General features: G+C 59.2%; 28 protein-coding genes and 1 tRNA gene. 21 read left to right on the forward strand and 8 right to left on the reverse strand.

Annotated elements, in window-relative coordinates:
• Nucleotide 1: 1 nt before the first annotated feature.
• From RGM3321_RS03400 to RGM3321_RS03485, 18 genes are read left to right on the forward strand one after another with little or no spacing between them, the layout of a single operon-like run.
• The gene (locus RGM3321_RS03400) at nt 2–1,114 is read left to right on the forward strand and encodes a DUF2586 domain-containing protein (RefSeq protein WP_244391609.1); all 1,113 of its coding nucleotides are present in this window, start codon (nt 2–4) and stop codon (nt 1,112–1,114) included.
• Nucleotides 1,115–1,117: 3 nt separating this feature from the next.
• Nucleotides 1,118–1,570 (forward strand): phage protein, encoded by a 453-nt coding sequence (locus RGM3321_RS03405; RefSeq protein WP_005767223.1) that lies wholly within the window; start codon nt 1,118–1,120, stop codon nt 1,568–1,570.
• Complete coding sequence (locus RGM3321_RS03410) at nt 1,570–1,779, forward strand: TraR/DksA family transcriptional regulator (RefSeq protein WP_046270874.1); 210 nt, start codon at nt 1,570–1,572, stop codon at nt 1,777–1,779. Before RGM3321_RS03405 ends, RGM3321_RS03410 begins: the two co-directional genes overlap by 1 nt.
• Nucleotides 1,779–1,985, forward strand: a complete 207-nt coding sequence (locus RGM3321_RS03415) for a hypothetical protein (protein WP_122448423.1) — start codon at nt 1,779–1,781, stop codon at nt 1,983–1,985. Before RGM3321_RS03410 ends, RGM3321_RS03415 begins: the two co-directional genes overlap by 1 nt.
• Entirely contained in the window at nt 1,982–2,509 is a 528-nt protein-coding gene (locus tag RGM3321_RS03420) for a lysozyme (protein ID WP_024681369.1), read from the forward strand. The genes RGM3321_RS03415 and RGM3321_RS03420 overlap by 4 nt, the downstream gene beginning before the upstream one ends.
• Nucleotides 2,506–2,985: a lysis system i-spanin subunit Rz gene (locus tag RGM3321_RS03425; protein WP_244391610.1), complete on the forward strand. Its 480-nt coding sequence runs from the start codon at nt 2,506–2,508 to the stop codon at nt 2,983–2,985. Before RGM3321_RS03420 ends, RGM3321_RS03425 begins: the two co-directional genes overlap by 4 nt.
• A 32-nt stretch (nt 2,986–3,017) precedes the next feature.
• Complete coding sequence (locus RGM3321_RS03430; RefSeq protein ID WP_024681367.1) at nt 3,018–3,308, forward strand: putative phage tail assembly chaperone; 291 nt, start codon at nt 3,018–3,020, stop codon at nt 3,306–3,308.
• Nucleotides 3,305–3,472, forward strand: a complete 168-nt coding sequence (locus tag RGM3321_RS03435; protein ID WP_155563008.1) for a hypothetical protein — start codon at nt 3,305–3,307, stop codon at nt 3,470–3,472. The genes RGM3321_RS03430 and RGM3321_RS03435 overlap by 4 nt, the downstream gene beginning before the upstream one ends.
• Before the next feature lie 5 nt (nt 3,473–3,477).
• Entirely contained in the window at nt 3,478–5,847 is a 2,370-nt protein-coding gene (locus RGM3321_RS03440; protein ID WP_244391611.1) for a phage tail tape measure protein, read from the forward strand.
• A complete protein-coding gene (locus tag RGM3321_RS03445; RefSeq protein WP_005767211.1) occupies nt 5,847–6,164 on the forward strand; it encodes a DUF2590 family protein in 318 nt (105 codons plus the stop codon). Before RGM3321_RS03440 ends, RGM3321_RS03445 begins: the two co-directional genes overlap by 1 nt.
• Entirely contained in the window at nt 6,161–7,330 is a 1,170-nt protein-coding gene (locus RGM3321_RS03450; RefSeq protein ID WP_244391612.1) for a baseplate J/gp47 family protein, read from the forward strand. Before RGM3321_RS03445 ends, RGM3321_RS03450 begins: the two co-directional genes overlap by 4 nt.
• Nucleotides 7,327–7,851, forward strand: coding sequence for a phage tail protein (locus tag RGM3321_RS03455; RefSeq protein ID WP_010204626.1), 525 nt, complete (start codon nt 7,327–7,329; stop codon nt 7,849–7,851). The genes RGM3321_RS03450 and RGM3321_RS03455 overlap by 4 nt, the downstream gene beginning before the upstream one ends.
• Nucleotides 7,852–7,859: 8 nt before the next feature.
• The gene (locus RGM3321_RS03460; protein ID WP_244391613.1) at nt 7,860–10,202 is read left to right on the forward strand and encodes a phage tail protein; all 2,343 of its coding nucleotides are present in this window, start codon (nt 7,860–7,862) and stop codon (nt 10,200–10,202) included.
• Nucleotides 10,199–10,699 (forward strand): hypothetical protein, encoded by a 501-nt coding sequence (locus tag RGM3321_RS03465; protein WP_244391614.1) that lies wholly within the window; start codon nt 10,199–10,201, stop codon nt 10,697–10,699. Before RGM3321_RS03460 ends, RGM3321_RS03465 begins: the two co-directional genes overlap by 4 nt.
• A complete protein-coding gene (locus RGM3321_RS03470; protein ID WP_244391615.1) occupies nt 10,689–11,621 on the forward strand; it encodes a hypothetical protein in 933 nt (310 codons plus the stop codon). Before RGM3321_RS03465 ends, RGM3321_RS03470 begins: the two co-directional genes overlap by 11 nt.
• Nucleotides 11,618–12,154: a DNA-binding protein gene (locus tag RGM3321_RS03475; RefSeq protein ID WP_244391616.1), complete on the forward strand. Its 537-nt coding sequence runs from the start codon at nt 11,618–11,620 to the stop codon at nt 12,152–12,154. The genes RGM3321_RS03470 and RGM3321_RS03475 overlap by 4 nt, the downstream gene beginning before the upstream one ends.
• On the forward strand, nt 12,151–12,861 hold the full coding sequence (locus tag RGM3321_RS03480; protein WP_244391617.1) for a hypothetical protein: 711 nt from the start codon (nt 12,151–12,153) through the stop codon (nt 12,859–12,861). Before RGM3321_RS03475 ends, RGM3321_RS03480 begins: the two co-directional genes overlap by 4 nt.
• Nucleotides 12,834–13,805 carry a hypothetical protein gene (locus tag RGM3321_RS03485; RefSeq protein WP_244391618.1) on the forward strand — a complete coding sequence of 324 codons (972 nt, stop codon included), beginning with the start codon at nt 12,834–12,836 and terminating at the stop codon, nt 13,803–13,805. Before RGM3321_RS03480 ends, RGM3321_RS03485 begins: the two co-directional genes overlap by 28 nt.
• Nucleotides 13,806–13,819: 14 nt before the next feature.
• Here RGM3321_RS03485 and RGM3321_RS03490 read toward each other — a convergent pair whose 3' ends face one another.
• From RGM3321_RS03490 to RGM3321_RS03500, 3 genes are all read right to left on the reverse strand, one after another.
• A complete protein-coding gene (locus RGM3321_RS03490) occupies nt 13,820–14,644 on the reverse strand; it encodes a 2OG-Fe(II) oxygenase (protein WP_244391619.1) in 825 nt (274 codons plus the stop codon).
• A gap of 140 nt (nt 14,645–14,784) precedes the next feature.
• A complete protein-coding gene (locus tag RGM3321_RS03495) occupies nt 14,785–16,152 on the reverse strand; it encodes a hypothetical protein (protein ID WP_244391620.1) in 1,368 nt (455 codons plus the stop codon).
• Nucleotides 16,153–17,487: 1,335 nt separating this feature from the next.
• Nucleotides 17,488–17,563: transfer RNA gene (locus RGM3321_RS03500), tRNA-Thr, on the reverse strand.
• 104 nt (nt 17,564–17,667) lie between these two features.
• Here RGM3321_RS03500 and RGM3321_RS03505 point away from each other — a divergent pair.
• The 3 genes from RGM3321_RS03505 (at nt 17,668) to RGM3321_RS03515 (ending at nt 20,104) form a co-directional block, all read left to right on the forward strand.
• On the forward strand, nt 17,668–17,910 hold the full coding sequence (locus RGM3321_RS03505; protein ID WP_244391622.1) for a hypothetical protein: 243 nt from the start codon (nt 17,668–17,670) through the stop codon (nt 17,908–17,910).
• 411 nt (nt 17,911–18,321) lie between these two features.
• Entirely contained in the window at nt 18,322–19,335 is a 1,014-nt protein-coding gene (locus tag RGM3321_RS03510) for a J domain-containing protein (RefSeq protein ID WP_244391624.1), read from the forward strand.
• 442 nt (nt 19,336–19,777) lie between these two features.
• Entirely contained in the window at nt 19,778–20,104 is a 327-nt protein-coding gene (locus RGM3321_RS03515; RefSeq protein WP_244391625.1) for a hypothetical protein, read from the forward strand.
• A 295-nt stretch (nt 20,105–20,399) separates the two neighbouring features.
• Here RGM3321_RS03515 and RGM3321_RS03520 read toward each other — a convergent pair whose 3' ends face one another.
• The 5 genes from RGM3321_RS03520 to RGM3321_RS03540 form a co-directional block, all read right to left on the reverse strand.
• Entirely contained in the window at nt 20,400–21,671 is a 1,272-nt protein-coding gene (locus RGM3321_RS03520) for a methyltransferase (protein ID WP_244391626.1), read from the reverse strand.
• Nucleotide 21,672: 1 nt separating this feature from the next.
• Nucleotides 21,673–22,362, reverse strand: coding sequence for an ABC transporter permease (locus tag RGM3321_RS03525; protein WP_244391627.1), 690 nt, complete (start codon nt 22,360–22,362; stop codon nt 21,673–21,675).
• Nucleotides 22,359–23,054, reverse strand: a complete 696-nt coding sequence (locus RGM3321_RS03530) for an ABC transporter permease subunit (protein WP_244391628.1) — start codon at nt 23,052–23,054, stop codon at nt 22,359–22,361. Before RGM3321_RS03530 ends, RGM3321_RS03525 begins: the two co-directional genes overlap by 4 nt.
• 66 nt (nt 23,055–23,120) lie before the next feature.
• Nucleotides 23,121–23,885: an ABC transporter substrate-binding protein gene (locus RGM3321_RS03535; protein WP_244391629.1), complete on the reverse strand. Its 765-nt coding sequence runs from the start codon at nt 23,883–23,885 to the stop codon at nt 23,121–23,123.
• Nucleotides 23,886–23,899: 14 nt separating this feature from the next.
• Nucleotides 23,900–24,673 (reverse strand): ABC transporter ATP-binding protein, encoded by a 774-nt coding sequence (locus tag RGM3321_RS03540; RefSeq protein ID WP_244391630.1) that lies wholly within the window; start codon nt 24,671–24,673, stop codon nt 23,900–23,902.
• Between the last annotated feature and the right edge of the window lie 345 nt (nt 24,674–25,018).

Below are 25,018 nucleotides of genomic sequence, written 5' to 3' on the forward strand. Positions count from 1 at the left end.
TATGGCACTCGGCAAAGTCAGCGTAAACAATCTCAACCTCGGCCAGGGTGCCGTGACCGAGATCGAACGCTATTTCCTGTTCATCGGTCCCGCCGCCAAGAACGTCGGCAAGCTGGTCCCGCTGGACACCCAAAGCGATCTGGACGTCCAGCTGGGCGTCCCGGACAGCGACCTGAAAACCCAGATCCTGGCTGCGCGCAGCAACGGCGGCGATCGCTGGGCCTGCGTGGCTGCTCCGATCGCGGACGACATCACCTGGCAACAGGCGCTGGAAAGCGCTACCCGCACGTATTCGTTTGAAGCGGTGGTCATCGTCAAACCGGCAACCACACAAGCCGAGCTGTCGGCTATGCACGTTGCGGCCACCGACCTGAGCAACAAACTGGGTCGACGCATTTTCGTGATGGCAGCCACTGCCGGCATCGCGCCGCAGCAGACCTGGAGCGCTTACGTCGTCGAGCAGAAAGCCATCGTCGACGGCCTGGCTGCGCCTCGGGTTCTGCCGGTGCCGCAACTGCACGGCAACAACCTGGGCGTGCTGGCCGGTCGCCTGGCCAACGCTTCCGTGAGCGTGGCCGACACGCCAATGCGTGTGGCCACCGGCGCAATCGTGGGCCTGGGCGCTGAGCCCAAGGACATGGACGGCATCCTGCTGACCTCCGCTGTGCTGACGCAACTGGACGCAGCGCGCCTGTCGGTGCCGCAGACCTATCCGGACTATCCCGGCACCTACTGGGGCGACGGCAACCTGCTGGACACCCCCGGCAGTGACTTCCAGGTGATCGAGAACCTGCGTGTCGTCGACAAGGCTGCCCGCCGCGTGCGGGTCCTGCTGATCCGCTACGTGGGCGATCGGACCCTGAACAACTCGGCCAATAGCATGGCGACCACCACGTCCAAGCTGATGGCCCCACTGCGCGCGATGGCCAAGTCCACCAAATTCGCCGGCCAGGTATTTCCAGGCGAGATCGAGCAGCCCAAGGACGGCGACATCGTACTGACCTGGACGAGCAAAACCTCTGTCGTGGCCTACCTCAAGCTGCGCCCCCTCAACTGCCCGAAAGACCTGACCGCGAACATTGCGCTTGATCTTTCCGTTACGGATTCGGAGTAACCCATGGCCGCAAAAATTGGCGGTAAGAACTTCGACGTGAACCTGGGCGATCTGCTCGTGCACGTCGAGGCCGGCACCCTGGACATCACGGACAACAGCACCGTGGCCCAGACCAAGGGCGTGCCCAACGGCCACGTCGACGGCGATGTCGCTGCAGCGGGCGAGCTGGAGCTGGACACCACTAACTTCAACCTGCTGATCGAGCAGGCGAAGGCCTCCGGCAGTTTCCGCGAGCTGGAGCCGTTCGACATCGTGTTCTTTGCCAAGGCCGGCGAAGAGGAACTGCGCATTGAGGCGTTCGGCTGCAAGGTCCGCGTTTCCAGCCTGCTGAGCATCGATCCCAAGGGCGGCGCGAAGAACACTCACAAGGTGCCGTATGACGTCACCAGTGCGGACTTCGTCAAGATCAACGGCGTGCCGTACCTGGCTGCCGCTGAGATCGAGGGCCTGACGTAATGGTCTGCCCGTTCGATCGTGCGCAGGCTCTGGAGCAGCGTCAACGCGACCAGGCCATTGCGGCCCAGTTGGCCAAGCCGCGAGCGAGCGGGCCGAGCCTCACCCACTGCCAGGACTGCGACAAGGAGATCCCATCGGCGCGCCAGGCGTTAGGCGGCATGACCCGTTGTGTGCCTTGCCAAACCCTGACCGAAAAAGGAATTCGCTGATGAGCACCCATCCATTTGCTCAAGACACCGCCATTGCGCTTGCCAAGGCCTCTCCCGCTATAGGTGTCGCCGCCACAGGTGCGACCGGTGCCGTCGACTGGTCGACAGTGGCCTACATGCTGACCGCTTTCTACATGGTCCTGCAGATCTTGCTGCTGATCCCCAAGTACCGCCAGATGCTGCGCGAGTGGGAGACCAAGGTATGAGCCTGCGCGTCAAGATCACCGCCGGTCTCTTGCTGCTCTGCAGCGGGACATTGACCGCGTTTCTGGGCACCTGGGAAGGCAACGGCCAGAACGTGGTGTATGCCGACAAGCTGGCCGGCGGGTTGCCCACGGTCTGCATGGGTATCACCAGGCACACCAGCCCGGATCCGGTGGTGGTGGGTGAGTACTGGTCAGAAGCGCGCTGCGCCGAAGTCGAGAACCTGGTGATCGCCAAGGGTCAGCTGAGCCTGGCCGACTGCCTGACCAACCAGGCGATCGGGCAGAACACGTTCGACGCCTTGAGCAGCCACGGCCACAACTTCGGCATGCCGACGACGTGCGCGAGCCGCGCCGTGGGCCTGATCAATGCGGGCCGTATTGCCGAGGGCTGCAGGGCGCTTGCATGGGCCCAGGACGGCACGACGCCCGTCTGGGCCTATGTAACGGGTGCCGATGGCCGCAAGACCTTTGTCCGTGGGCTGCATAACCGCCGGCTGGCCGAAATGAGGCTTTGCCTGCAATGACCATCAGCCCGCTGCGCCTTGCCCTGTTTCTGCTGGTGGCCGGCCTGCTGACCTGGTGCGCTTTCGAGTACCAGGGCAACCAGCTCGATGTCGCCCGCGCTGATCTGGTCGACGCCGCTGCAGATCTGCACACCGAGCGAGAGGCTGCGCGCCTGGCCGGCGAACAGCTCGCAGCGCGGGACCAGCTCGACACCCACCATACCCAGGAACTGAACAGTGCCCGCTCTCAAATCAATGCTCTGCAGCTCGCTGTTGCTGATGGTCGTTACCGGCTGCGCATCAAAGCCGTCTGCCCCGCAGTGCCCGGTGCCACCGGCGCCGCCGGCCTGGCTGATGCAGGCAGCGCCGAACTCGCAGCAGACGCTCGACCTGATTATTTCACCCTCCGAGATCAGCTCGCCCTCAGCCGGCAAATGATCCTCGGCCTGCAGGACTACATCCGCCAGGTCGTGCAACGCACGCCGGCACAACCCTGACCCCTTGCAACTCAACCTTACGGAAACATGACATGAGCGAAGTAAACCGCAGCATCACCCTGGAACGTGGCGACAAGGAATTCACCTTCAACCTGAGCCCTCAGGTCATCACCAAGTACTTCAATGCCACCACCCAGGCGAACAAGGTCGCCCCGGCCCACAACCTGCTGATGGGCACCGTCAAGGACGAAGACAAAGCCGCGCTGAAAGCATTGCTGGAAAACCCGATTACCACCATGACTCTGGCCGGTGCGCTGCTTGAAGAGTATTCGCCGGACGTTGAAGTGATCGTAAAAAAGCCCTCGAGCACGCCGAAGGCTTGACCCAGGACGGGCTGGGCCAGCTGCTGGCCCTGACCCAACGCTGGCTGCCTGGCGCTGAACCCACGATCGAGAGCATGGGCACCGCCAAGTGGCTGGAAGACGAACACTGGAGACGCATGGAAATTGCCGTCGCCAACGGCATTTCCACTGCCTTTAACGGATAACCCTGATGGCTGACCGTTCCGCCCGCCTGGCTTTCATCCTGAACCTGACTGACAAGGTCAGCGCCCCCCTGGGCAAGGTGAAAACCACGTTTAGCGACCTTGCCGAGCAGAGCCAGCAGAACATCATTCAGATGGGCGCGGGCCTGGCCGGCATGGTGGGCGCGGGTAAAGCCATCACTGAATCACTGGAACCGGCGCTGGAGGTCAACCGGGCGCTGGGTGACATGCGCGCCCTGGGAACGGCCGAGGACGCGCTGGCGTCGTTGAACCGCAAGGCTCTGGAGTTTTCCATCACCTACGCCACCAGCGCCGCCGAATTCGTGGGGTCGTCACGCGTCATTGATGGGGCAATCAAGGGCCTGGTCGGCGGCCAGCTGGCCGCCATCACCAGTTCCAGCAACCTGCTGGCCAAGGTCACCAAGGCCGATGCGGAAACGACCGGTGCGTACCTGGGCACCATGTACAACCTGTTCAAGACCGAAGCCGACAAGATGGGCAAGGTCGAATGGGTCGAGCAGTTGACCGGGCAAACGGCGCTGGCGGTGAAGCTGTTCCGCACAGACGGTGCACAGCTCAAGGACGCCTTCAAGGAAGTGGGCGCGATCGCCACGCAGGCCGGTGTGGGCGTGGCCGAGCAGATGGCCGTGATCGGTACGCTGTCCAGCACCATGGAAGGTGGCGACGCCGGCGGGCGTTACAAGGCGTTCTTTGAAAACATCGGCGCAGCGGCTGAGAAAACCGGCCTTTCGTTCACCGATGCCGCTGGCAATACGCTGCCGATGATCCAGATCCTGGACAAACTGCAGGGCAAGTATGGCGACCTGACCAGCGCCGCCGCCGGCACCAAGCTGGTGGAGGCGTTCGGCGGCGAAGGTGCCCAGGTGATCGGCGCGCTGGCCAAGGACACCGATCGGCTGCGCCACGGTATCAGCGAGCTGGGCAAGGTTCGAGGGCTTGAGAACGCCGAAAAGATGGCCAAGGCGATGGTCGATCCGTGGCAGCAGTTCGGTAAAGCCGTCGATGCGCTGCGCATTTCATTTGGTCAATCGCTGATACCGACCCTGACACCGCTGATGGAGCGTCTGGTGGGCATTGCCTCAACGCTGACGCGCTGGATGCAGCTGTTCCCCAACATTACGCGGGTCATCGGCATCACAACGCTGATCATTTTTGGCTTCGTCGCGGCCATGTCGTTGCTGACCCTTGTCGTCGGCGTCAGCAAGATGGTCTGGCTGGGTATGCTCACGGTTTGGAAGCTGCTCAACTGGCAGGGTTTCAAGTCCATTGCCATGTTCCTGTTCCACACCGTGCTGGTCGCGGCCTTCGCTGCAGGTCTGGTGATCCTGTACACCTGGATGGGACTGGTGCGGGTGGGCATGCTGCTGTGGCAGGGCGCGATCTGGCTGGTCAACGCTGCCATGCTGGCCAACCCGGTGCTGCTGATCGTGGCTGGCATCGTTTTGCTGGCCGCTGCCGTGGTCGCCGCCGTCGTGTACTGGGACGAGCTGTGCGCCGCCCTGATGAACACCACCGCGTTCCAATGGATCAGCGACCAGTTGGCCAGCCTGTCCAACTGGTTCGGCTCGATGGGCGGCTGGTCGGGTATCGCCAAAACAGCGTGGGACAGCATCCTGGCCACGGTAAAAGGCGCGATCAATGGCCTGATCGAGATGGCCAACAAGATCCCCGGCGTGAACATCGAAACCACGTTTGGCGATCTGCCCGAGCCGCCGAAGGTGCCCGATCTGCCTGGTCAGGTGGGAGCCCCGGTGCCGGGTCCTCAGTTGCCGGCAGTGGTGACCACACCGCCAGCGGGCACCGTGCCGGGGCCGAAAGTCGCATCGGCTGCCCCCGCACCGGCAAGCCAGCCACCCAAGCCGCTGGCCCTGGTGCCGGCTGCCGTCACCCGGTCTGCGCCGGCGCAGGTTCCCGCGCCTGCAGTCCAGGTTCAACCGGCACCGCCTATCAACCTGCCGCAACCCAACGTGCTGCCCTTCAAGCCGCTGCAGATGCCTGCCCCGCAGATCAAGCAGGCCGAGCCGATCATGCTCCCGCCGGCGTCCGCTGACCTGGCGTTTTCAATAACGCCCAAAGCGGCACTGCCTGCGCGCGTCGAGAAGGTCATCGAGATGCCCGCCAAATCGGACAAGGGCATAGAAGCCCGCAAGGCGATCAACGCCAACACCTCGATCAGCCCCACCAAACCCCAGGCCGTCCCGAAAGGAGGACTGATGCAAAGCTTCCAGAACCAGAGCAACGCCATGAACCCCAACCAGCGCGCCGGCACCCACGTCGAGACGCTGAACATCAACACCGCCAAGCCGATGACCCCGCTGGAGCTTGAAAACATGATGGCCATGGCGGTGGGCGGCTGATGAGCGAATACGTCGATCTGCTGATCATGAACAACGACCTGGTGCTCGATCCGGCCCGCCAGCCTCTGCTGGTGACTGACCGCGCCTCGATCGCCCAGGACATCGCGCACCTGATCCGCGAAAGCGGCCTGCTGATCACGCTGGTGGCCGAGCGTGACCGGCTGCGCCAGCGCGACTGCATTCAGCAAATGGAGCTGCTGGTGGAAGCTGACGAGCGCCTGGTGCCAGGCACCGCGCAGATCGTTCAGAGCAGCCCCGGGTTGTACCTGGTCACCGCCACGACCGTGAAATTCGGCCTGCTGGAGATCACCCTGTGACCGTCGATTTTAAAAAGGCTCTCAGTGATTCCGGCGTGCCGACCACGGATGCGCAGCTCAAGCAGGCCTGGGAAAAGCTGGCCGTCGAGCAAGGCAGCACGCTGAGCAACACCAGCGCTTACAGCCCGTTCTGGCGGATCATCACGGCGCTGGTCACCAAACCGGTGCTGTGGCTGCTGGAGTTCGTCAGCGGCACGGTGCTGCCGAACTTCTTCGTCAAGACCGCCGGCGCGCAGTGGCTGGATATGCTGGCCTGGGCGGTGAATATCGAGCGCAAGGCCGCCACGGTGGCCACCGGTGAACTGCTGTTCACCCGCGCGAATACCGGCGGCGAGCTGGAAGTGCCGATCGGCACGGTCGTCCAGTCGCCGACCCTCAATGGTCATATCTATCAGTTGGTGACCACCGAACCGCGCAGCTTTGAAGAGGGCCAGAGCCAGTTGGTGGTGCCGGTCAAGGCCGTGGGTGCCGGCAGCGGCTACAACCTGGCACCGGGTTACTACGCGGTGCTGCCTCAGTCGGTGCCGGGCGTTGTCCAGGTGGTGAATAACACCGACTGGCTGCAGACGCCTGGGGCGGATTCCGAGCACGACGACCAGTTGCGCCTGCGTGTGCGCAACCAGTTCTCGGCGGTGAACCAGTGGCATACCGACGCGGTGTACCGGGCGATCATCACCGGGTTTCCAGGCGTGGCTGCGGACGGCGTGTACTTTGAACACGGCGCGCCACGTGGGCCAGGCAGCGCCAATGCGTACGTGCTGTTCGACGCTGGCGTGCCAGCCGACACCTTCCTCGAGCAGATCAACACGCATATCCGTGACGGCGGCAACCACGGTCACGGTGACGACCTGCTGGCCATGGCCATACCCGAAACTTGGCACGCGATCAGCGTCAACGTCTGGCCGGCGGCCAACCTGACGGAGCTGCAGTTGCAGACGCTGCAGACCGAAGCCGGGCTGTTCATCCGGGCCGCGTTTCGCGAGAGCACCCAGAGCGACTACGCGCCGACCCGCACGTTTCCTCAGTCGCGGTTCAGTTTCAGCCGCCTGACCGAAGAGCTGCACGCCCAGTTTCCCAACATCAGCTCGCTGCGTTTCGCCAATGCCGACATCGTGTCCGCGCTGACAATCCCCCGGATCCAGAGCCTGGCGGTGGATCTGCAATGATCAAGCTCAAACTGCCGTTCTGGCTCGAAGGCCTGGAGCTGACCAAGCTGGTGGCCACTGCCCAGCTCTGGTGGGAGCAGGCCACCGAGTGGCTGCGCTGGCCTTACCTGCAGTTCGACGCTGACACCTGCCACCTGTCCATTCTGGAACTGTGGGCCTGGCAGCGCGACGTCACCCGCTTTGCCGCCGAGCCGGAAAGTCTGTTCCGGTTGCGGGTCAAGTACGCCTTTATCAACTCCGTTGACGCCGGCAGCACTGCCGGATTGAAACGCATCCTGGAGCGCCTCGGCGTCGGCTATGTCGAGATTCAGGAGCGTATGCCCGAACGCGACTGGGACGTCGTGCTGCTCACCCTGAGCGATTCCCAACTGTCCGAGAACCCCGACCTGTTGCGTGTGCTGATCCGTCAGTACGGGCGCACCTGTCGCCGGTATGACTTTGTAACCATCACCCCGGTGCGGCTTGCTGTTGCCCTGGTGGATTTCAATGACGATCAGCAAACGCTGGTCGCCAGCCTTTAGGAGCCCTCATGGCTGCAAGCATCACCATTGCCGGCGAAAAACTGATCGCCCAGAAACAAGCGGCCAACCTGCCGCTGACCGTTGCCCGATTCGTGCTGGCCAACGTGCCAGGCCTCAATGTGAGCGGCCCGGTCAACCGCGCCGGCGTGAAGCCGCCAGCGGCTCAGATCGTCTACACCGCAAGCATCACCCAGCAGGGCTTCGTCAATCCCAACCAGGTGGTGTACAGCCTGTTGATGGGCACCGATATCGGTGACTTCGACTGGAACTGGATCGGCATGGAGACCAGCGACGACGTGCTGCTGTCGGTCGCTTACGTGCCGGTGCAACAGAAGCGCAAAAACATCCTGCCCGACCAGATCGGCAACAACGTCACGCGCAACTTCTTGGTGGTGTTTGACGGTGCCCAGCAGCTGACCGGCATCAAGATCGACGCCAGTACCTGGCAGTTCGATTACACGGCGCGAATGAAGGGCATCGACGAGCGCGAGCGCATCAGCAACCGTGACATGTTCGGGCGTGCCTGCTTTTTCGGCGCAGGCCTGCAGTTGCAGAAGGTGGGCGCTGCCTACCAGCTCAACCCCGGCGTGGCGTATGTCGACGGCGTTCGTCTGCAGCTCGATGCCGTGTTGCCCGTGACCGTGCCGGCAGTGCCAACCAAAGCCTGGCTGGACGTGGTGCTGCAGCGCGAACTGAGCGATGTCGTGGCCTCGTTCAAGGTTGTGTTCGGCCAGGACGCAAAGGTCGATTACACCGACAGCGCATCGGCCAGGCACTACCTGGTGCCGCTGGCCGACATCACCGGTACCAGCAGCCTGGTCGACCTGCGCCCGGTCGAGGCGATCGACAGCGAGCTGGTGAAGTACTTCGCGGCTCGGGTTGGGGATTATCCGGCGCTGCGTGCGCGCGCGACGACCAAAGGCGACGTCGGTCTGGGCAACCTGCCCAACGCGATCAGCGACGATCCAAACAGCAACAGCGGCGGGGTGCTGGCCACCACCAGAATGGTCAATGCCGTACGCACGGTAATCAACCAGGCGATCGCATCGATTGTTGATGGCTCGACCGCCGTCGGCAGGGCTGCACGTCTGGCCACAGCGCGAGCCATTCGATTCAACGGCGCGGCGAGTGGCATCGGGACCTATGACGGTGCGGGTGACACCACTATCACCCTGACCCTGGCCGATAGCGGCGTGGCGGCAGGTACGTACACGCGAGTCGCCGTCAACTTGAAAGGCCTGGTGACCAGCGGCGGCAATCCCACGACGCTCGCCGGATACGGAATCACCGACGCGTACAGCAAGGATGACGCGAACAGCAGTTTCGTGAAGCAAGGCGGTGGGCCTGGGATGCTGAGCAACAGAATCAACATCGGCTGGACCGGAGACAGGCTCAAAGTGAGTGTGGACGGCACAGACGGGGGCAGGATCTGGACGGACACCAGCTTCAATCCCAATGACAAGGCCAACAAAGCCACAACGCTGGCCGGCTACGGCATCACCGATGCCTACACCACCACGCAGGTAAACGACCTGGTGGGCAGGCGGGTACTGGCCGACTCGATCATCCACGCCGGTTTTGCCAGCAACAACACCGACTACCCATACTTCCGCCGTAGTTCGGATGACAAGGTGTATTACCTGCAGCCGCAGATCGGCTACACGCCCTTGCAGCAGGGCGGCGGTGCCGGCCAGAAGACCAACAAGGTGTATATCGGCTGGTCGGACGTTGGACTGAAATTGACGGTCGACGCCACCGACATGGGCCGCATCTGGACGGAACAGTCGTTCAACCCCAACGACAAGGCCAATAAATCCAACTCGATCGCCGGCTATGGCATCACTGACTGTTACACCGTTACCCAGGTCAATGCGTTGGTCTCCGCACGGGTTGTTGCTGACTCGATCACCGCTGCGGGTTTTGCCAGTGACAACCCGGAGTTTCCTTACTTTCGCCGTGCCTCAAACGGGGCCGTTCACTACCTGCAGAACCGCCTCGGTTTTGTACCCGTGCAACAGGGCGGTGGAGCCAACCAGGCCACCAACCAGTTGCGTTTGGGATGGGCAACCAACGGCGCAGGCGTTCGGGCGCAAGTGGATGCCAGTGACCTCGGCCTGCTCTGGGGCGAACAGAATTTTTACCGCCCTGATAACAACAACTTTCTAGCGGTGTCCGTCACCGCGACCGAAGTACGACTGCCAGCAGGCGGCACCTGGTGTTACTCGCTGATGCATTACTACTCAGGTGGTGCAGGTGTGGTTGGTCGAAGTGGCCAGGCAGCCGGCGGTACCGTTATTTCATTCAGTGGCGGAAGCACCATTTACGGTTTCGCCTGGAGGTACGCAGCATGACAGACGCACTTCTCGACACTCCCGAAGAGGTTTTGCCGCCCACGTTCGCGGCTCCCGAAGAACCGGTGACCTTGGGCGTAACGTTCTCCGATGTGGCCCTTAAAAACGATGGCTCGTTCGTGATAACCGTTGCTGGCAACCGTTGTCACGTTACCCAGGACTACAACCCGCCGCTTTACCAGGCCGTTGTCGAGTACCTGGACGCCGGTGGTCACGCTACCGAGTACGCCGAGGACATCGTTGTCCAGGCCGATCCTGCGTTGCTGGCCAAGCTCTGGGTAGAGCTGCGTTTGAAGGTGTCGGACAGCCTGGTCTCGCAGTACCGCGATGCACGCGACCTGGGCGGTGAACTGCCGATCACACCCGAGCAGTTCACCCAGTTGCTGACCTGGCGGCAGGCCGTGCGTGAATGGCCGCAGGTGCGGGGCTATCCGAAGGAAACCACGCAGCCGGCTACTCCGGGCTGGATTGAAGCGGTCGTGCTCGATGGCGAATGAATGGGCACCGATCAAACTGCAGTGGCCGGTGCAGGCCACGCAGTGGATGGATCAGATGGCAGGTGCACGCGACCTGATCCAGAGCGAAATGGCAATCACCGGCCAGCGCGTCTCGATGCTGGCCGATATCGCCAAGACCAGCCCTGGCCTGATTGCAGGTGCCGCGAAGTCGGCCATCAGCGCTGGGCGCGATGCATTGGTCGCGCAGTTTGAAAACGTCCCGTCGTGTATCGTCGTGACGCCGTTTCAGCACGGTGTAGGCCAGGGCAGCGGTGGCCATCAGCGCTTTTTGTCTGCGCCCAACCTGCTGCAGCTGCTGGCCGACAAGCTGACTGATACCACTGACGCTGTGCGGCCCCAAGGTCAGCAAAGCGCCCTGGTACTGATATTCCTCGCCACACGCCTGGACCAGCTCGCGGCGACGTTGGGTCGCTTCAACGTGGTGTTGCCTATGCCTGACCTGGTGCGCGCGGAGCGTCGTGCCGAACACCTGGCCAAGCTTGAGGTGGAAAAGTGGGTGATGCCGATCGCTGGGCAAATGCCGCTCTGGAGCCAATTGCCGCTGCAGCGCTGCCCCATCACCAAGCTGGCCAGCCAGTCCATGGCCAGCCAACTGGCGGTACTTGAGGGCTATGCCGCCGAAAGCTCGCCCATGGCTGACCTGGCCGATCTGCAGGCACGAAAAAAGGCACAGGTACAAGAACGCGAGCAGCAGTTGGCCGACCTGAAAGCCCAGTTCACGAACAGTGCCGACGATGTATCGATCCAGTCCAGGATGCTGGGACCGGGTGACCTGGGCCAACTGCGCCGGGAACTGCTCGAGGGCGAAGCACCAGGTCATGAGTGGCCGCTCTGTGCCGGCGCATTGCTGGTGGGCTCTGCAGAGAGCTTGAGCTTTGTTCAGGAACTGGTGGGCCTATGACGCTGCTACTCAACGGCGAGCAGATCATCGGCCACCGCATGAAGCTGACGGCCAACCTCAAGATCGAGGCCGACGAGCTGGGCGGTCAGACATCGGGTACTGACAAGTCACACAAGGGTTTCAAGCCCAAGACGCTGACCGTAGCGCTGACGATCCCCTACAAATCCCTCGAGAACCTGCGCACCATCATGCGCCTGGCCGAGGCGACTGCAGGCGGTGGCCAGCTGCAGACCTACCGCATCGTGAACGACACGGCCAAGGCGTTTGGCATCCGGCAGGTGACGTTCTCCGACGGGGTCAGCGCCCGTGAGGACGACACACTGGCCCAATGGATCGTCCAGTTCACCTTGAGCGAGAAGCTATCGAACCCGGAGAAGGTCGAGAACCGTCGCGCCGGCAACGGCGTGACATCCCAGTCCGCGCCTGGCGATGGTGTGGCGGGCAGCGGGTCCGGATCGGGCACAGCCGAAGAGCTGACCGGTTTTGAGGCCGTGCTCAAGAAAGTAGACACCTACCTGGGCGGCAAGCCATGAGCATGAAGCTGCACAAGGTGCTGACGATCGGCGGCGTGATAATGCCGCTGATCAACGATGATGTTCGTCTGGACCTTAAGAGTCCGGGCCGTGCCACGTTCACGATCAGGGCCGGCGCTACCGTCAAAGGATTGGTCACGTTCGACATCGGCTACAACGAAGCGGTCCTGCAGCGCCATTTCATTGGCTATGTTGAACGCTGCACTGCCACCAACGGCATCGAGCAGGTGGTGCTGTGTCGAGAGTTAGCCGCGGTGCTGGCCAACTCCCTGCCCATGAACCTGCGTCATGTCGATCTGCGCGCAGTGCTTGCGGATATCGGCGGCAAGACCGGCCTGCGTTTTCGGGTTCCGGATCAGGCCTATACACGCGTCAAAACGCCGTTTTTCTACAACCTGGCCGCTGGATACCAGGCGCTGGACAGCATGGCGCGGGTGTTCGGCATCAAGGATTTTATCTGGCAGCAACAGGGTGACGGCGAGATCTACGTCGGTGCCTGGGCTGACAGTTTCTACGGCGCTCGGTCGCCGTTGCAGTTGCCGGTCAACCTTTTCGACGGTTACCAGGGAAGCCAGAGCGCGATGATCGCGGCTTTACCAGGCTTGCGACCAGGCGTATCAATCAACCAGGGCGAGCGGATCACGAACGTGACGCTGGCCGGCACACAGATGGCAATCAAATGGACGACGCAATCAAGCGCAGCGTAGAACGACAATTTCCTGAACTCACCGGCGGCTATCACTTGCCGCGCTTTGCCAAGGTGGTGGCCGTGGCGGATGCGCCGGCCAGCGCTGGACTGTGTGACGACTTCCGTCCGCGCTTCTCGGTCGACCTGCAGGTGATGGGGCCGGACGGCGAGATTGATACAGCGCTGCCGGTACTGGCCGGTGTGCCGCTGCCCATGCCAGTGGGCGGTGATGAAATGGGTTTCTTTGCCTTTCCGGAGGAGGGCACCAGCGTGGTGGTGTGCTTTGCCTATGGCCTGCCACACAAGCCCTACATCCAGACCATCCTGCCACACGGCCTCACACTGCCAAAGGTCCCCAAGGGCGATCAGGTGTGGCAGCACAGTGACGCAGTACAGCAACGCGTCGACGCGGACGGTAACTGGTTGCGCAAGACCGATGGCAAAATCCAGGACCAGGCGATCGAGCGCGAGGTCGACGCCATGACCAACGCCGAGCGCTTCCAGAGTCACACAAGGACGGTGGATGACCATTCGACCGAGTCAGTGGGTGGGGTGAAGAAGATCGAGGCCCTGGGGGCGCTCAAGCTGCTGTCAGGCGGATCTGCAAGCTTGGCGGCAGTGGATGACCTGCATCAGGCAACAGGCCGTGACCTGAACCTGGTGGTCGGCCAGAAGCACAACGCCACGGTAGGTGGCGACATGCACGAACGGATCCAGGGTTTGCGTGAGAGCATCGCCAATAAGAGCCAGCGTTTGCAGGCTCCTAAGAACTGGGTTGGGTCGGGAGGCGTGAACATCTTTCAGGTCGTGTGTGACTTGCTCGATCTGGTTCAAGACATGAACACCCAGCTCGCTGGGCACACGCACGGGCCAACGCCGGTACCAGGAAATGCATCTGCGTTCACTGCGGATGCAGCAAAGGCAGCGTTACTGTCGGTGAAGCTCAAGACAGTAACGCTCTGATCGAGGCAGCGTTCCTATGCCTTGTCCCCGGTCTTGTTAACCAGGTTGCGGCCCCGACCCTTACCAAGCACTTTGGATACGATGTTGCGAAGGCCGTTGTCGACAATACCGAGCAGTCGCCGTCCTGTTTCGTCGGGCCGGCCACTGAATGAGGTCACGTGGAAGTAATCGTGGTCATCCGGCGACACCTCAGAAAAGTAGTAATTGGAGACGCAGCAGCGTGCCGTGGCTGCTGTTACGGGGCTGACCGAGTGCCAGGAATCCTTATTCGTCTCCATCACTACCAGACGGTTGAACCCGGAAACGACAGTCTTCTGCTTTTTAACCTGGTGGTCCCACAGCTCAAAGTTTCCGCCGTTGTCGACCGACCAATTGGGCGTGACGTAATACAGCAGGTTGAGCCGGCGGTAGAGGTTGCGCGTGCCGTCATGGCTGTTGTCGATGTGTGGATTGAGGAAATCACCCTTAAACATCATCGACAGCCCGCCAGCGTACAATGACGGGTCGGGAGTGATTTTCTCGAAGCCCACCAGCTCGGAAACCTTGGCCACCACGTCCGGATGCTGGATAGCATAGGTGATGTTGCTCAAGATCTCGGGGAATTCACTCAGATCCGTCATCGTCTTTTTCTTCTCGCGGAACGATTGGCGATCGAAGAAACCGTCAGCTGCTTTTGGAAAGGCGTCGTAGATAGCCTGCGCCATATCATCGTTCAGAAGCCCATCTACGACGAAGTGCCGGGTGTGTGTGCCTTGAGGGTTGTTCCATTGCTGCCGGATTTCGTGCTGCAAGCCTTCAAGCCGTTTGACCAGCATTGCAGCGATCTCGGTTACGTCCATCTCTCTTCCTTGGTTTTCGTTAGCAGTATGAATTTTCATGTTGTCAGGCATTTTCGCATAGGGTTCAGTTTTCTTCTGCTTCCTATAGTGATTTATCTTCTTAATTCTATGGTTGAAAATGGAGTGACCTGGTAAGGCTTCTATTCAAGCACATTAAAGTAATCACTTTGCACAAGTGGAGGGGTGTGTGGTATGCCATATTCTGTGTGCGGGCCTTTATATCTGTAAACATGTAGTGTCAGTTTGTAAAATAGGGTAAGACAGTCCCCGATTCGCTCAAACTGCTTGGGCGTTAATTTTTTTGAGATTTCAGAAGATTTGGGGTGTGCAGACGCTCCTCTTAAGTATACCCATGACTTCTTTTCAGTTGCTCGGAGCAGCTCTTTTTCTACCAGAATAGAAAGCGCTTTTTTTGGATGAATATTGCCCCACCTTGTGACGCTATCAATCAAAGTTTTTGCGTGAGCCTCATTAAGCTTAAGGGTCTTCAATTGTTCAATTATTGTGCTTTTTATATTGTCGAGCTGTGTGTCTTCGCTTCTAGATTCTAAGTGTGGTATGTAGATATCATTTAATATGCCTTCGATCGCAACGCTCAGTGTTAATGCCGTAACATTGGGGTCAGAGCGATGTGCATGCCAAACTCTCAACCATTGCGCATAGGTGCTAGAAAAGCGCTCAGGGAAGTTTTTCTTTATTTCTAACATGTTTTGTAAAATTTCATAGTGAACGCTTGGCCAATCACAGCCGGCAATAAGTTTGGGGAAAGGAGCTGGCATTGAACCTGACCTAAGCATTTTACTTACTGATCTCAGCTGAAGCTTTTGAAGCTCTTCTTCTCTGCGAAAAATGGCATATGGCTGTGGCAAGCGTCCTGAAGTTATGCCTAGGTAGAAAACTAATGCCTGATATACCTCCTCGATATCAAAATCACCTTTTGCATGTACCTCTACGTAGGAATTCTGATCCACTATAGATATACTGCAGTCATAATCAGCCAGCTCGACCAAACATTGATTCCAATCATGTTTTTCACTGCCTAGCGAATTAATAATCGTGTTAACTTTATTAGATGGTGGTGCGCAGCTTTCTGCGACCTCAAACTTTAAATATTTTTTGTGCTTAAACTCTGTAGATCCTTCAGATAACCATTCTATACTAGCTAAAGAAAAGTCAATTAAAAAATTTTCGGAATAGAAAACGTTTTTTCTTATGCTAAAGCCTGATGACGTGAATTCTGTACCACTTAAGCTGGTCGCCGAAAGATGTAGCGTTTGAGATGCATCAAAGGGGTCTTTGGGGAAAATGGCCTGCCCCAAGTTGCAGTTGTATCCAGCTGAGTCAGTGCATACCATTTCGACATGCAGTGCGCCATTAGGATTGATTTTTAATTGGCCGTGCCCAGTCAAAGTTATTCCGTTTTGTAAGTCTTGCTTTACACATATTTTCAAGAAGTGTAGAACCAAACTGCCGTCGCGCATTTTTTCAAAAAAAATATCTTCGTTCATGTTGAGCTTCTCAGGTCAGTAGTTTAGGTTTCATTGTAGACTGTTTACAGAATTTGTTCTGATAAGATCGAGATCGTGGCGTTGAAGCAATTTAATTAGTTTTTACACTTTAGAGCTGCTGCATCCCTATTATGTAGCCCTTGCTCTTAGGCTCTCCACGTATAGCCCAATCTGATACAACTGGTATAGACCCAGTACGCAAAGTATCAACGGATTCGGATGCATATCTGATCATAACTCGGGCGAACTACGTGAGGTAAGACGGACGAAGGCCAGCGAGCCGCTAAGACTCTGCGACAGATGGACCAAATCTGCGCGGCCCTAAAAATCGAGCTAGCAATAAAAAAGCTAACGAAAAGCACTTATCCCCCTCCCGCCGACGGGCTCCACGTCCGTTTTTTGTGCAAATCCAGATGCGATGAAAGCACTACCCCAGCCCAGGCCAGCCGTGGGGTTGCGCAGGGGAGCGGCAATTGCACAACGTGCAAGCTTATGCAGAAAAATGTCAGCGCCTTACACAGTGAGCGACGGAGCGGTACAGATGGTGGCAAACCTCAAGGGCCCGGCCCGCTTGGGTGAAAAGTTGGAAAACCGAGGAGGAGGGTGGTTTTCCAAATCGACACCAGTCCTGAAGCGGCGCATCAGGGCATCCATAGCCAGAGCAGGTCAAACCTCTACAACGCACGCAGGACGAGGGCTATAGCCGCACTCAGGATGCTTTGGACGTTGCACACGGTTACACGTGCTGGTGACGACCTGAAGACCTTAATCCGCTGCAGTCGGCGTTTTGAAAAAAGCCGTTTTAAATGAGATCGAATCTCAGGTATGGGAGGGTGTTTTCAAAAAGAGCGATATTAGCTATATGACCCACGAACCTGAGCTGGAGGCCACGGTTTTACTGGGCTGCGCGTATTACATCGAAAGGTAATATGAAGCGATATGAAAGGTAATATTTTCCTGAAACCCCCGGATTCATTGGGTTTTAGGAAATGAAAATATAGCTTTAGTAAAAGGTAATATTATCACCTTTGTATCGCTTCAATATTACCTTTGCCCGAAAACGCTGAAAGCCACGGCCTGCAAGGGCTGCAGCCAATTTTCCCGAGACGTATTACTAATATTACCTTTTTTCTGACCCCCCTCAGATTTTGAGCGGGGCACCCTGTACCGAGCGGTTGGCCAGGGTCTCGCGCTACTGCTCATGAGCGTCTGTAGCTGCGGTTGGAGCTCGACGTGGAGCACGTAAGACAGGCCTGATCGGTGGCCTTGTTACGTGGCTTATTACGTCTGGGGAAAAAAACAAGGGCCTGCATTGCTGCAAGCCCTTGATTTATATGGTGCCGGCACCAGGAGTCGAACCCGGGACCTACTGATTACAAGTCAGTTGCTCTACCAACTGAGCTATACCGGCGTAATGGGCTGCGAGTATATAGCTTCTGATGCGCTTGTAAAGCCTAGCTGTCTGATTCAGTTGAAAAAAATCGACCATTGGCGCTTTGAGTGGGATGCGGGCGGGTGGTGGTGAAGGACGTTTCTGTTGGTTTTGGCGGAATGGTCTGCTTGATGTGTGCGAGCACTGCGCATTTGGACGCTGATTTCGCCTCTGGCACGCGCAGCTTGTACCTGACAGAACGCTCGATTTTTAACCTGGTCGTGCAAACCGATGCGTCCAGCGTTGATGGCTATCTGGTGCGTGAACAGGCACCCATCCGACCCCGCCATTTTTGGGCTGTTGCAGGGCGGGGGGGCTTTGCATAGGCTTGTTCTCAACGGCCCAGGCTACTGAGTCAGCAGCACGGGACGTTAGCTTTTCAGCCAGCAGATAAAGGACTATCTGATGAGTAATGCGATGGATCGTAACCGGGTTTGGGGTGTTGTTTGCCGCAGGCTGCTCATTCGCTGAGGAGTTGTTGAAGGATATTTGTAGTTGCGTCTGGCCTGTCGGGTCTTGCGCAAGGTGGGGCTGAGGATTGCTGTCTGAATCGCATGAATGTGCGTCTGGACGCTCACGAAAGCTTCATCTATGTTTCAAGAAATGCCCGGATCCTCTGGATTCGGGCATTTTATTGTGGGCTGGTTCTTGTTGCGTTGCATTTGCACTGGAGATATGGGCTTTTTGGCCGATACATCTGTATCAAAAATGGCAGTCAGCCATGGACAGCAAGTGCAATGCAGAGAACGCCCACGCATTACGAGCTGCTGAGTGTTGCTCGCGATGCCTCTCCTGAGCAGATCAAGAAGGCTTATCGCAAGCTGGCGCAGAAGCTGCACCCGGACAGGAATCCCGACCCTTATGCCTCGGACATGATGGGCGTGGTCAACGCGTCTCATGATGTGCTGGCGGACCCTTTGCGGCGTGCGGCTTATGATGCGCAGCTTGCTGCCGATGAGCACAAGGCTCGTATGGACGCGTTGCGGCGCAAGCAGGCGCGTGCGGCGGGTGGGCAGGCGGTGCATGTGTATGCCGCAAATTCTGCTACTGCCACTGCAACGCCCTCTCGGGCGGCCCGGACGGGCCCGGTGCCAAAGGCTTCTCCTTCCTTCTCATCGCCTTCCAGTGACAAGCGTCGTCGCAGTGCGTGGCGTTGGGCGCTGGTGTTTGTGGTGTTTTGCGCAGCCGGGGCGTGGATGGGTTATGACCCGGATGCTGGCAAGGCGTTTGTGCCAGCCGAGCCGGTGCCGGCTGCGCAGACGTGGGTCAAGCCAGCGCCCGCCGCGCCGGTTGAAGAGCCTGTGGCCAGCCCGGCCAAGCCGGTTGATACGGTAACGTCCGAGTGTGAGGTGCCCGCGCTGGATCCGATGGGCGCGCCCTGGCCGGAAAAGGCGGGTTACGTGAAAGACATGCCGTTGCTCAAGGACAACGGCTGGTCGCAGATCACTGTGGATAACTCGGCTGGCGAGTCGGCGGTGTATGCCAAGGTCACGGATGCGGTGGGGCGCAGGGCGTTTCGGCATGCGTTTGTGCCGGCTGGTGCGGTGTTTACGTTTGCCAAGATGGACCCGGGGCTGTATCTGCTCAAGTACAAGATGATTAGCACGGGCTGTGCCTTTGCGTCGGGTCGGATTTTGCTGGAGGAGACGCCGATGGGCAGTCAGATCAAGTCCAGTGCCTACAAGCTGACGTTGCGCAAGCTGCAGAACCGCAGTGTGCCGTTTGCGCGGTTGAAGGATGATCAGTTTTAGTAGTGAGTCATGACAGGAATGCGGCGCTGCGTATTCAGTCTTCGCGAACAAGTTCGCTCCTACGGCCTTCGGCCAGAATCAAAGCGTCGTACTGTGAACTCACCTTTTGCAACGCTTTCAGGCCGGTTTTTGCAGGCACCGTCTCTTTCTTTTGAAGGACATTTCCGAGAGAATCCCCGACCGCTTGCGCCTACCTGTATGGGCTTCTAATCTCCGCCCGTCGCTGGCTATCAGCGATCGGGTTTAGTCGCCCGGATTTGAGTTAAGGCGTATCGCGTCGCTGTTTTGGTCAGGTCTTCTTCCTGCACTCTATGGCGGCTGTGCGTGAGGGCACCTTCGGGTGCGCCGGTCTTAGCTCCCGGTCGACTAACCTTTCGCACAGCTGCCACCTCAATCGTTTAGTCGCGACCCAGTGGCAGCTCCATTGAGGAGAGAGCTAAGCATGGTCAAAGTAACCCCCGATCCGCCCAACAAACAGTCCAGCACCGCGCCAATCTTCGACAAGGCGGTCGTCAAGCGCGCCATGGCGTGTTACCTGCCAATCCCCCGCACTGACAAAGAACCGCACGACAGCAAGTTCGACTTCATCAGCCTGGAAGCAACGTTGGTGCATGCGCTGGATTTCCTGCGCTGCGCATCGGCCACCGCTCACGAACTTGGCGATGAACTGACCGGTTCGCAGCGCGATCTGGCGTTCGCTTCCATGCACATGCTGGAAATGGCCAAAGTCATGGTCGAGCGCTCGCTGGAGTGTGTCGAAGAGGTCTGAAATCTTGCGCCGGACAGCTCGTGCACAGGCGTCTGCGTGTGCACGATTGAGCCGCGCAAAACGCTTGCGCCAGAGCCTTTACCAAATCTTTATGCACAATTTGCCGATAAAGATTTGCGCAGCTGGGTAATTATGTGCAGTCGGGTGCATTGAGCCGCAAGGCATTGCTTTTGCGGGTTACGGAAAGGATTGCGGGAAAAAATAAGGGGCTTCAGTAACTGGCGCGCCAAGCTTTAACGCACTCATCCACATTTTCATCAACAGACTTATCCACAGGTTGCTCAATCGATTTAGGTCACGATTTTCGAGCCAGAATCAGCAGGTTGCGTGGTGTAATCCGGCTGTCACAGAAAGTGCCAACGCTGACGCTGTAACCCTGCTCGTGGACATACATTGCCCTGTCGAGCACCAGCCACATCTCCAGCGGACGCCGAAAAAGGTCGCGGACCAGTTCCAGATTGCGTACTTCGGCCAGCCTTTTCCAGCCAGCGGCTTCCAGAGAAGCCCAGTCCTGCTGGCCCGGTGCCGGCAGATTCTTCAATCGCGCCAGATGATTGCAGTAGTCCGCGTAGGAAGCATCCAGCCAGGATGTCGGCAGCGAAGGCGTGGGCAAGTAATCGTCAATGCCGCGCAAGCTACGCTGCAGCAGGTCGAAGCCCAGGCGGCGGGCCATCGAGGTGTCGCGTTGACGACGTACGCGAGCGCCAGCCGTCACGGTTTCGCTGAGCGGCAGACCGAGTTCGTCTCGTGACAGCTTCAAGCCCGATGCCTTGCCGTCGCTGGACAGCGGCCGATACAGGTCGTGCCGGGTGCGGTTGTAGCAGCACGGCGCGATTGCCATGTACCGGCAGCCGGTCTGGCTGGCCAGCTCCATCAGCTGAATGTGCAGGTCGCCGCAGGCATGCAGCGCCACGGGTGTGTGCTCGGGTTGCAGGCAGCGCCAAGCGTCGTCGGCCATTACATCCTGCTGCACATGCCGCGCGTCGATGCCTTGCCGGGCACTGAGTGTCAGCCCCGCTTCGATCAGCGCCGGGTCGTGCTCCAGGCAGGTCAGACGCTGACCGCGCCCGGTCAGGCGCCGCCCCAGGTGGCCTTTGCCTGCGCACCAGTCCAGCCAGTGCGTGGTGGTATCACGCCTGTCCAGATGGCTGGCGAAGGCTTCGATCTGTTGCCATTTGCGCCCCGGCACGTCGACACTCATGCGCGCATCGATTGGCTCCAGAGGATACGCAGGCAGTTCAGCGACATCGCTCAGGGCGACGGCCTCCGTGGCCAGCTGCGGGAAGGGAAACGGCGCGTCGAGTTGTTCCGGGTGGTTATGCGCGGCCTCGGCCTGTTCCAGCGTGCGTTGCCGCAGCCAGTGCGCGAGGACCGGGTATTTGTCTTCCCACGGCAGGCGCAGGTGTGTGAACGGCTTGGGTCGCCACAGGGCCTGATGCGCGAACAGGAAGCTGTCCAGCGCACGAAAGTGGCTGCCGAGGTGTTCATCCTGCAAGCAAGGTTCAGTGGGCATAGTGGCGGCCTCGCGGGGCAAGGTGCTGACTGGATCGACGCCAGCACCCTTCATATCAGCGCCCCTGACTGGCGTCTACACGCAGCAGCTTTTCCAGCAGGCGGAAGCCTTGTACCAGCACGAACGTCATCACGAGGTAGAACATACCGGCGGCGAAGAAAATTTCTACCGGCAGGTAAGTACGGGCAATGATCGTGCGGGCCATGCCGGTCAACTCCAGCAGGGTGACTGTGCTTGCCAGCGCGCTGGCCTTGAGCATCAGGATTACTTCGTTGCTGTAGGCAGGCAGGCCGATACGTGCCGCGCGGGGCAGGACGATGTAGAACAGTGCTTTCCATTTCGACATGCCCAGCGCCCGCGCAGCCTCGACTTCGCCGACCGGCACGGCCTGAATTGCGCCGCGCAGGATTTCTGCGATGTAGGCGGCGGTGTGCAGGGTCATGGTGACAACCGCACACCAGAAAGGGTCGCGCAGGTACGGCCACAGCGGCCCCTGACGCATCACGTCGAACTGCGCCAGGCCGTAATAGACCAGAAACAGTTGCACCAGCAGCGGTGTGCCGCGGAAGAAAAAGATGTAAGCGTAGGGTAGGGCGCGCACCGGCCAATGCCGCGAGGCACGGGCAATGCCAATCGGGATGGCGAGGATCAGCCCGGCTATGACGGCGATGGCCACCAGCTCCAGGGTCAGGGTCGCGCCCTGCGCCAGTCGCGGCAACCATTTGATGATGACTTCCCAGTTCATGACGCGCTCCTCAGAAAGCCGCGACTTGCACGTTTTTCGAAGAAATACATGCCGAGCATGGCCAGCACGGTCAGGCCCAGATACATGATGGCTGCGACCATATAGAACGTGAACGCTTCTTTGGTGAAGCCCACGGCGATCTGCGCGTGACGCATGATTTCTTCCAGGCCGATCACCGAGACCAGCGCGGTGTCTTTCATCAGAATCATGAACAGATTGCCCAGGCCTGGCAGGGCGATGCGCCACATCTGCGGCAGCACCAGCTTGAAGAGGATGCGCGGCCGTGACATGCCCAGCGCTAACCCGGCTTCACGATGGCCTTTGGGAATAGCGAGAATTGCGCCGCGAAACACCTCGGTGGCATACGCGCCAAAACACAGCCCGAGGGCGATAACTCCGGCGGCGAACGCGCTCAGAGCCAGGTTCGGGATGCCGAGCCATTCGCCCAATGCGCGCATGCCGTTGACGGTGCCGAAGTAGATCAGCAACACCCAGAGCAATTCGGGAATGCCGCGTACCAGCGTCGAGTAAGTGCCGCCCAGCCATTGCAGTGGCTTATAGGGCGAGGTCTTGGCCAGGGCGCCGAGCAGTCCGAGCACCAGCCCCAGGCACAGGGCCGAGAGTGCAAGCTGGACCGTCATCAGCGCGCCAGCCGCAAGGGCCGGGCCGAATCCGTGGAGATCAATGTTCATGGGCAGGCTTTGTCAGGACCAGTCGCCGCGCCTCGTGTTGAGGCAGCGGCAGCGTGGTCGGGTGAATCAGAGAATGCTGAAAGGGAAATACTTGTCGTTGATCTTTTTATAGGTGCCGTCAGCGATGATTTCTTTCAGGGCTGCGTTCAGACGCTCGCGCAACGGGTCGTCGCCTTTGCGCACCGCGATACCGATCTTGTCGTTTTCCACAACAGGCTCGCCCTTGAACTCGAAGTTTTGCCCGGCCTCGCTTTTCAGCCACTCGTAGCTGACGTACTTGTCGGCCAGCATGACGTCGACGCGACCGGAAAGCAGATCAAGAAAAGCGTTTTCCTGAGTGTCATAGAGCTTGGCGTCCAGGATCCCCAGTTTGTCTTCCAGCCAGGTGGCGGCCAGCGTCGAGCGTTGGGCGCCCACTGACTTGCCGGTAAGGCTTTCTTTGGCTTTTTCAGTGGACGAAACATCGACGGAAGACGTCTTTGGTGCAAGGAATTGCAGCTTGTTCGAGTAGTACGGATCGGTGAAGTCTACGACCTGCTTGCGCTCTTCGGTGATCGACAGCGATGAGATCAGGAAGTCGAATTTCTGCGCGTTGAGTGCCGGGATGATGCCGTCCCAGTCGGAAGTCACCACTTCGCATTCGACCTTCATTTTTGCGCACAGGGCCTGACCGATTTCATAGTCGAAGCCGACCACCTGGCCGCTTGCATCCTTGTTATTGAACGGCGGATAAGCCCCTTCAATACCCATTTTCAGCTTTTCGGCAAAGGCGCCACTGCTGAACGCCAGCGTGGCCGCGGCAACCAGCAGGATCTTCTTGTACGTCTTCATGGGGTGTTGCTCCGTTAGCGGTGACTCGACATGAATTGTTTGCACCTTGCCGACAGCGGGTTTTCGAACACTTGCTGTGGTGTGCCCTGTTCTTCGACCATTCCCTGATGCAAAAACACCACTTCAGTTGATACCTGACGTGCGAAATTCATTTCATGGGTCACCAGCAGCATGGTCCGGCCTTCTTCGGCCAGCGCGCGGATGACGCCGAGTACTTCCTGAACCATCTCCGGGTCGAGTGCCGAGGTTGGCTCGTCGAACAGAATGACCTTTGGCTGCATGGCCAGCGTACGCGCAATGGCGGCGCGCTGCTGTTGACCGCCGGAGAGCTGCGCTGGGTAGGCATGGCGTTTGTCGGCGATGCCCACCTTGGCCAGCAGCTCTTCAGCCACCTCGATGGCTTCGGCCTTGCTATGGCCCAGAACGCGACGCGGCGCTTCGATGATGTTATCGAGCACGCTCATGTGCGGCCACAGGTTGAAGTTCTGGAACACGAAACCGATCTGGCTGCGCAAGCGGTTGATCTGCCGGTTATCAGCGGCAATCAGGTCGCCGTTGCGCGCAGCCTTGAGCTTCAACTCTTCACCGGCCACCAGGATCTGCCCCTGATGCGGGTTTTCCAGCAGGTTGACGCAGCGCAGCAGCGTGGACTTGCCGGAACCGGATGAGCCGAGGATTGATATGACATCGCCGTCGCGAGCGGTCAGCGAGATGCCTTTGAGCACCTCAAGCTGATCGTAGCGTTTGTGCAGGTTGCGGATTTCCAGGGCGGGCGTGGCCTCGGCCATGTGGGGTCCTCGTTGAAGTGTGCGCGCTGGCTGTCAGCGAACGCCAAGCTAGCACAGCGTTTAAAGGACAACCATCAGCGTCTTTCGTCCAGCGTGGAGGGGCTCGACGGGTTGTCTCATCTGGGCAGCGGACGGTCGCATGAAGGCAAGCACGATGCCCTGCAAAACAGGGCGTGCGCGAAAAAGGCGCGATGTTGCCAGCTTTAGCCTGGTGTTGGAAGTAGCATTTGCTGAGCGGCGTTCTGATTGGTGCACCATGTTTGCGCTTGTAAGAGGTTTTTGGGCATTCTTGGTGCGTGTATTTAGACGAATCTGAGGCGTTTGGTAACAAATCCTACAGGCTGC

The organism is Pseudomonas sp. RGM 3321, from assembly GCF_022836805.1.
Taxonomy (GTDB): domain Bacteria; phylum Pseudomonadota; class Gammaproteobacteria; order Pseudomonadales; family Pseudomonadaceae; genus Aquipseudomonas.

Excerpts from the sequence above, each read along its gene's own strand:
- RGM3321_RS03400 (WP_244391609.1), top strand. The coding sequence starts at position 2 with ATGGCACTCGGCAAAGTCAGCGTAAACAATCTCAACCTCGGCCAGGGT.
- RGM3321_RS03405 (WP_005767223.1), top strand. The coding sequence starts at position 1,118 with ATGGCCGCAAAAATTGGCGGTAAGAACTTCGACGTGAACCTGGGCGAT.
- RGM3321_RS03410 (WP_046270874.1), top strand. The coding sequence starts at position 1,570 with ATGGTCTGCCCGTTCGATCGTGCGCAGGCTCTGGAGCAGCGTCAACGC.
- RGM3321_RS03415 (WP_122448423.1), top strand. The coding sequence starts at position 1,779 with ATGAGCACCCATCCATTTGCTCAAGACACCGCCATTGCGCTTGCCAAG.
- RGM3321_RS03420 (WP_024681369.1), top strand. The coding sequence starts at position 1,982 with ATGAGCCTGCGCGTCAAGATCACCGCCGGTCTCTTGCTGCTCTGCAGC.
- RGM3321_RS03425 (WP_244391610.1), top strand. The coding sequence starts at position 2,506 with ATGACCATCAGCCCGCTGCGCCTTGCCCTGTTTCTGCTGGTGGCCGGC.
- RGM3321_RS03430 (WP_024681367.1), top strand. The coding sequence starts at position 3,018 with ATGAGCGAAGTAAACCGCAGCATCACCCTGGAACGTGGCGACAAGGAA.
- RGM3321_RS03440 (WP_244391611.1), top strand. The coding sequence starts at position 3,478 with ATGGCTGACCGTTCCGCCCGCCTGGCTTTCATCCTGAACCTGACTGAC.
- RGM3321_RS03445 (WP_005767211.1), top strand. The coding sequence starts at position 5,847 with ATGAGCGAATACGTCGATCTGCTGATCATGAACAACGACCTGGTGCTC.
- RGM3321_RS03455 (WP_010204626.1), top strand. The coding sequence starts at position 7,327 with ATGATCAAGCTCAAACTGCCGTTCTGGCTCGAAGGCCTGGAGCTGACC.
- RGM3321_RS03460 (WP_244391613.1), top strand. The coding sequence starts at position 7,860 with ATGGCTGCAAGCATCACCATTGCCGGCGAAAAACTGATCGCCCAGAAA.
- RGM3321_RS03465 (WP_244391614.1), top strand. The coding sequence starts at position 10,199 with ATGACAGACGCACTTCTCGACACTCCCGAAGAGGTTTTGCCGCCCACG.
- RGM3321_RS03470 (WP_244391615.1), top strand. The coding sequence starts at position 10,689 with ATGGCGAATGAATGGGCACCGATCAAACTGCAGTGGCCGGTGCAGGCC.
- RGM3321_RS03475 (WP_244391616.1), top strand. The coding sequence starts at position 11,618 with ATGACGCTGCTACTCAACGGCGAGCAGATCATCGGCCACCGCATGAAG.
- RGM3321_RS03480 (WP_244391617.1), top strand. The coding sequence starts at position 12,151 with ATGAGCATGAAGCTGCACAAGGTGCTGACGATCGGCGGCGTGATAATG.
- RGM3321_RS03485 (WP_244391618.1), top strand. The coding sequence starts at position 12,834 with ATGGACGACGCAATCAAGCGCAGCGTAGAACGACAATTTCCTGAACTC.
- RGM3321_RS03490 (WP_244391619.1), bottom strand. The coding sequence starts at position 14,644 with ATGGACGTAACCGAGATCGCTGCAATGCTGGTCAAACGGCTTGAAGGC.
- RGM3321_RS03495 (WP_244391620.1), bottom strand. The coding sequence starts at position 16,152 with ATGAACGAAGATATTTTTTTTGAAAAAATGCGCGACGGCAGTTTGGTT.
- RGM3321_RS03510 (WP_244391624.1), top strand. The coding sequence starts at position 18,322 with ATGCAGAGAACGCCCACGCATTACGAGCTGCTGAGTGTTGCTCGCGAT.
- RGM3321_RS03515 (WP_244391625.1), top strand. The coding sequence starts at position 19,778 with ATGGTCAAAGTAACCCCCGATCCGCCCAACAAACAGTCCAGCACCGCG.
- RGM3321_RS03520 (WP_244391626.1), bottom strand. The coding sequence starts at position 21,671 with ATGAAGGGTGCTGGCGTCGATCCAGTCAGCACCTTGCCCCGCGAGGCC.
- RGM3321_RS03525 (WP_244391627.1), bottom strand. The coding sequence starts at position 22,362 with ATGAACTGGGAAGTCATCATCAAATGGTTGCCGCGACTGGCGCAGGGC.
- RGM3321_RS03530 (WP_244391628.1), bottom strand. The coding sequence starts at position 23,054 with ATGAACATTGATCTCCACGGATTCGGCCCGGCCCTTGCGGCTGGCGCG.
- RGM3321_RS03535 (WP_244391629.1), bottom strand. The coding sequence starts at position 23,885 with ATGAAGACGTACAAGAAGATCCTGCTGGTTGCCGCGGCCACGCTGGCG.
- RGM3321_RS03540 (WP_244391630.1), bottom strand. The coding sequence starts at position 24,673 with ATGGCCGAGGCCACGCCCGCCCTGGAAATCCGCAACCTGCACAAACGC.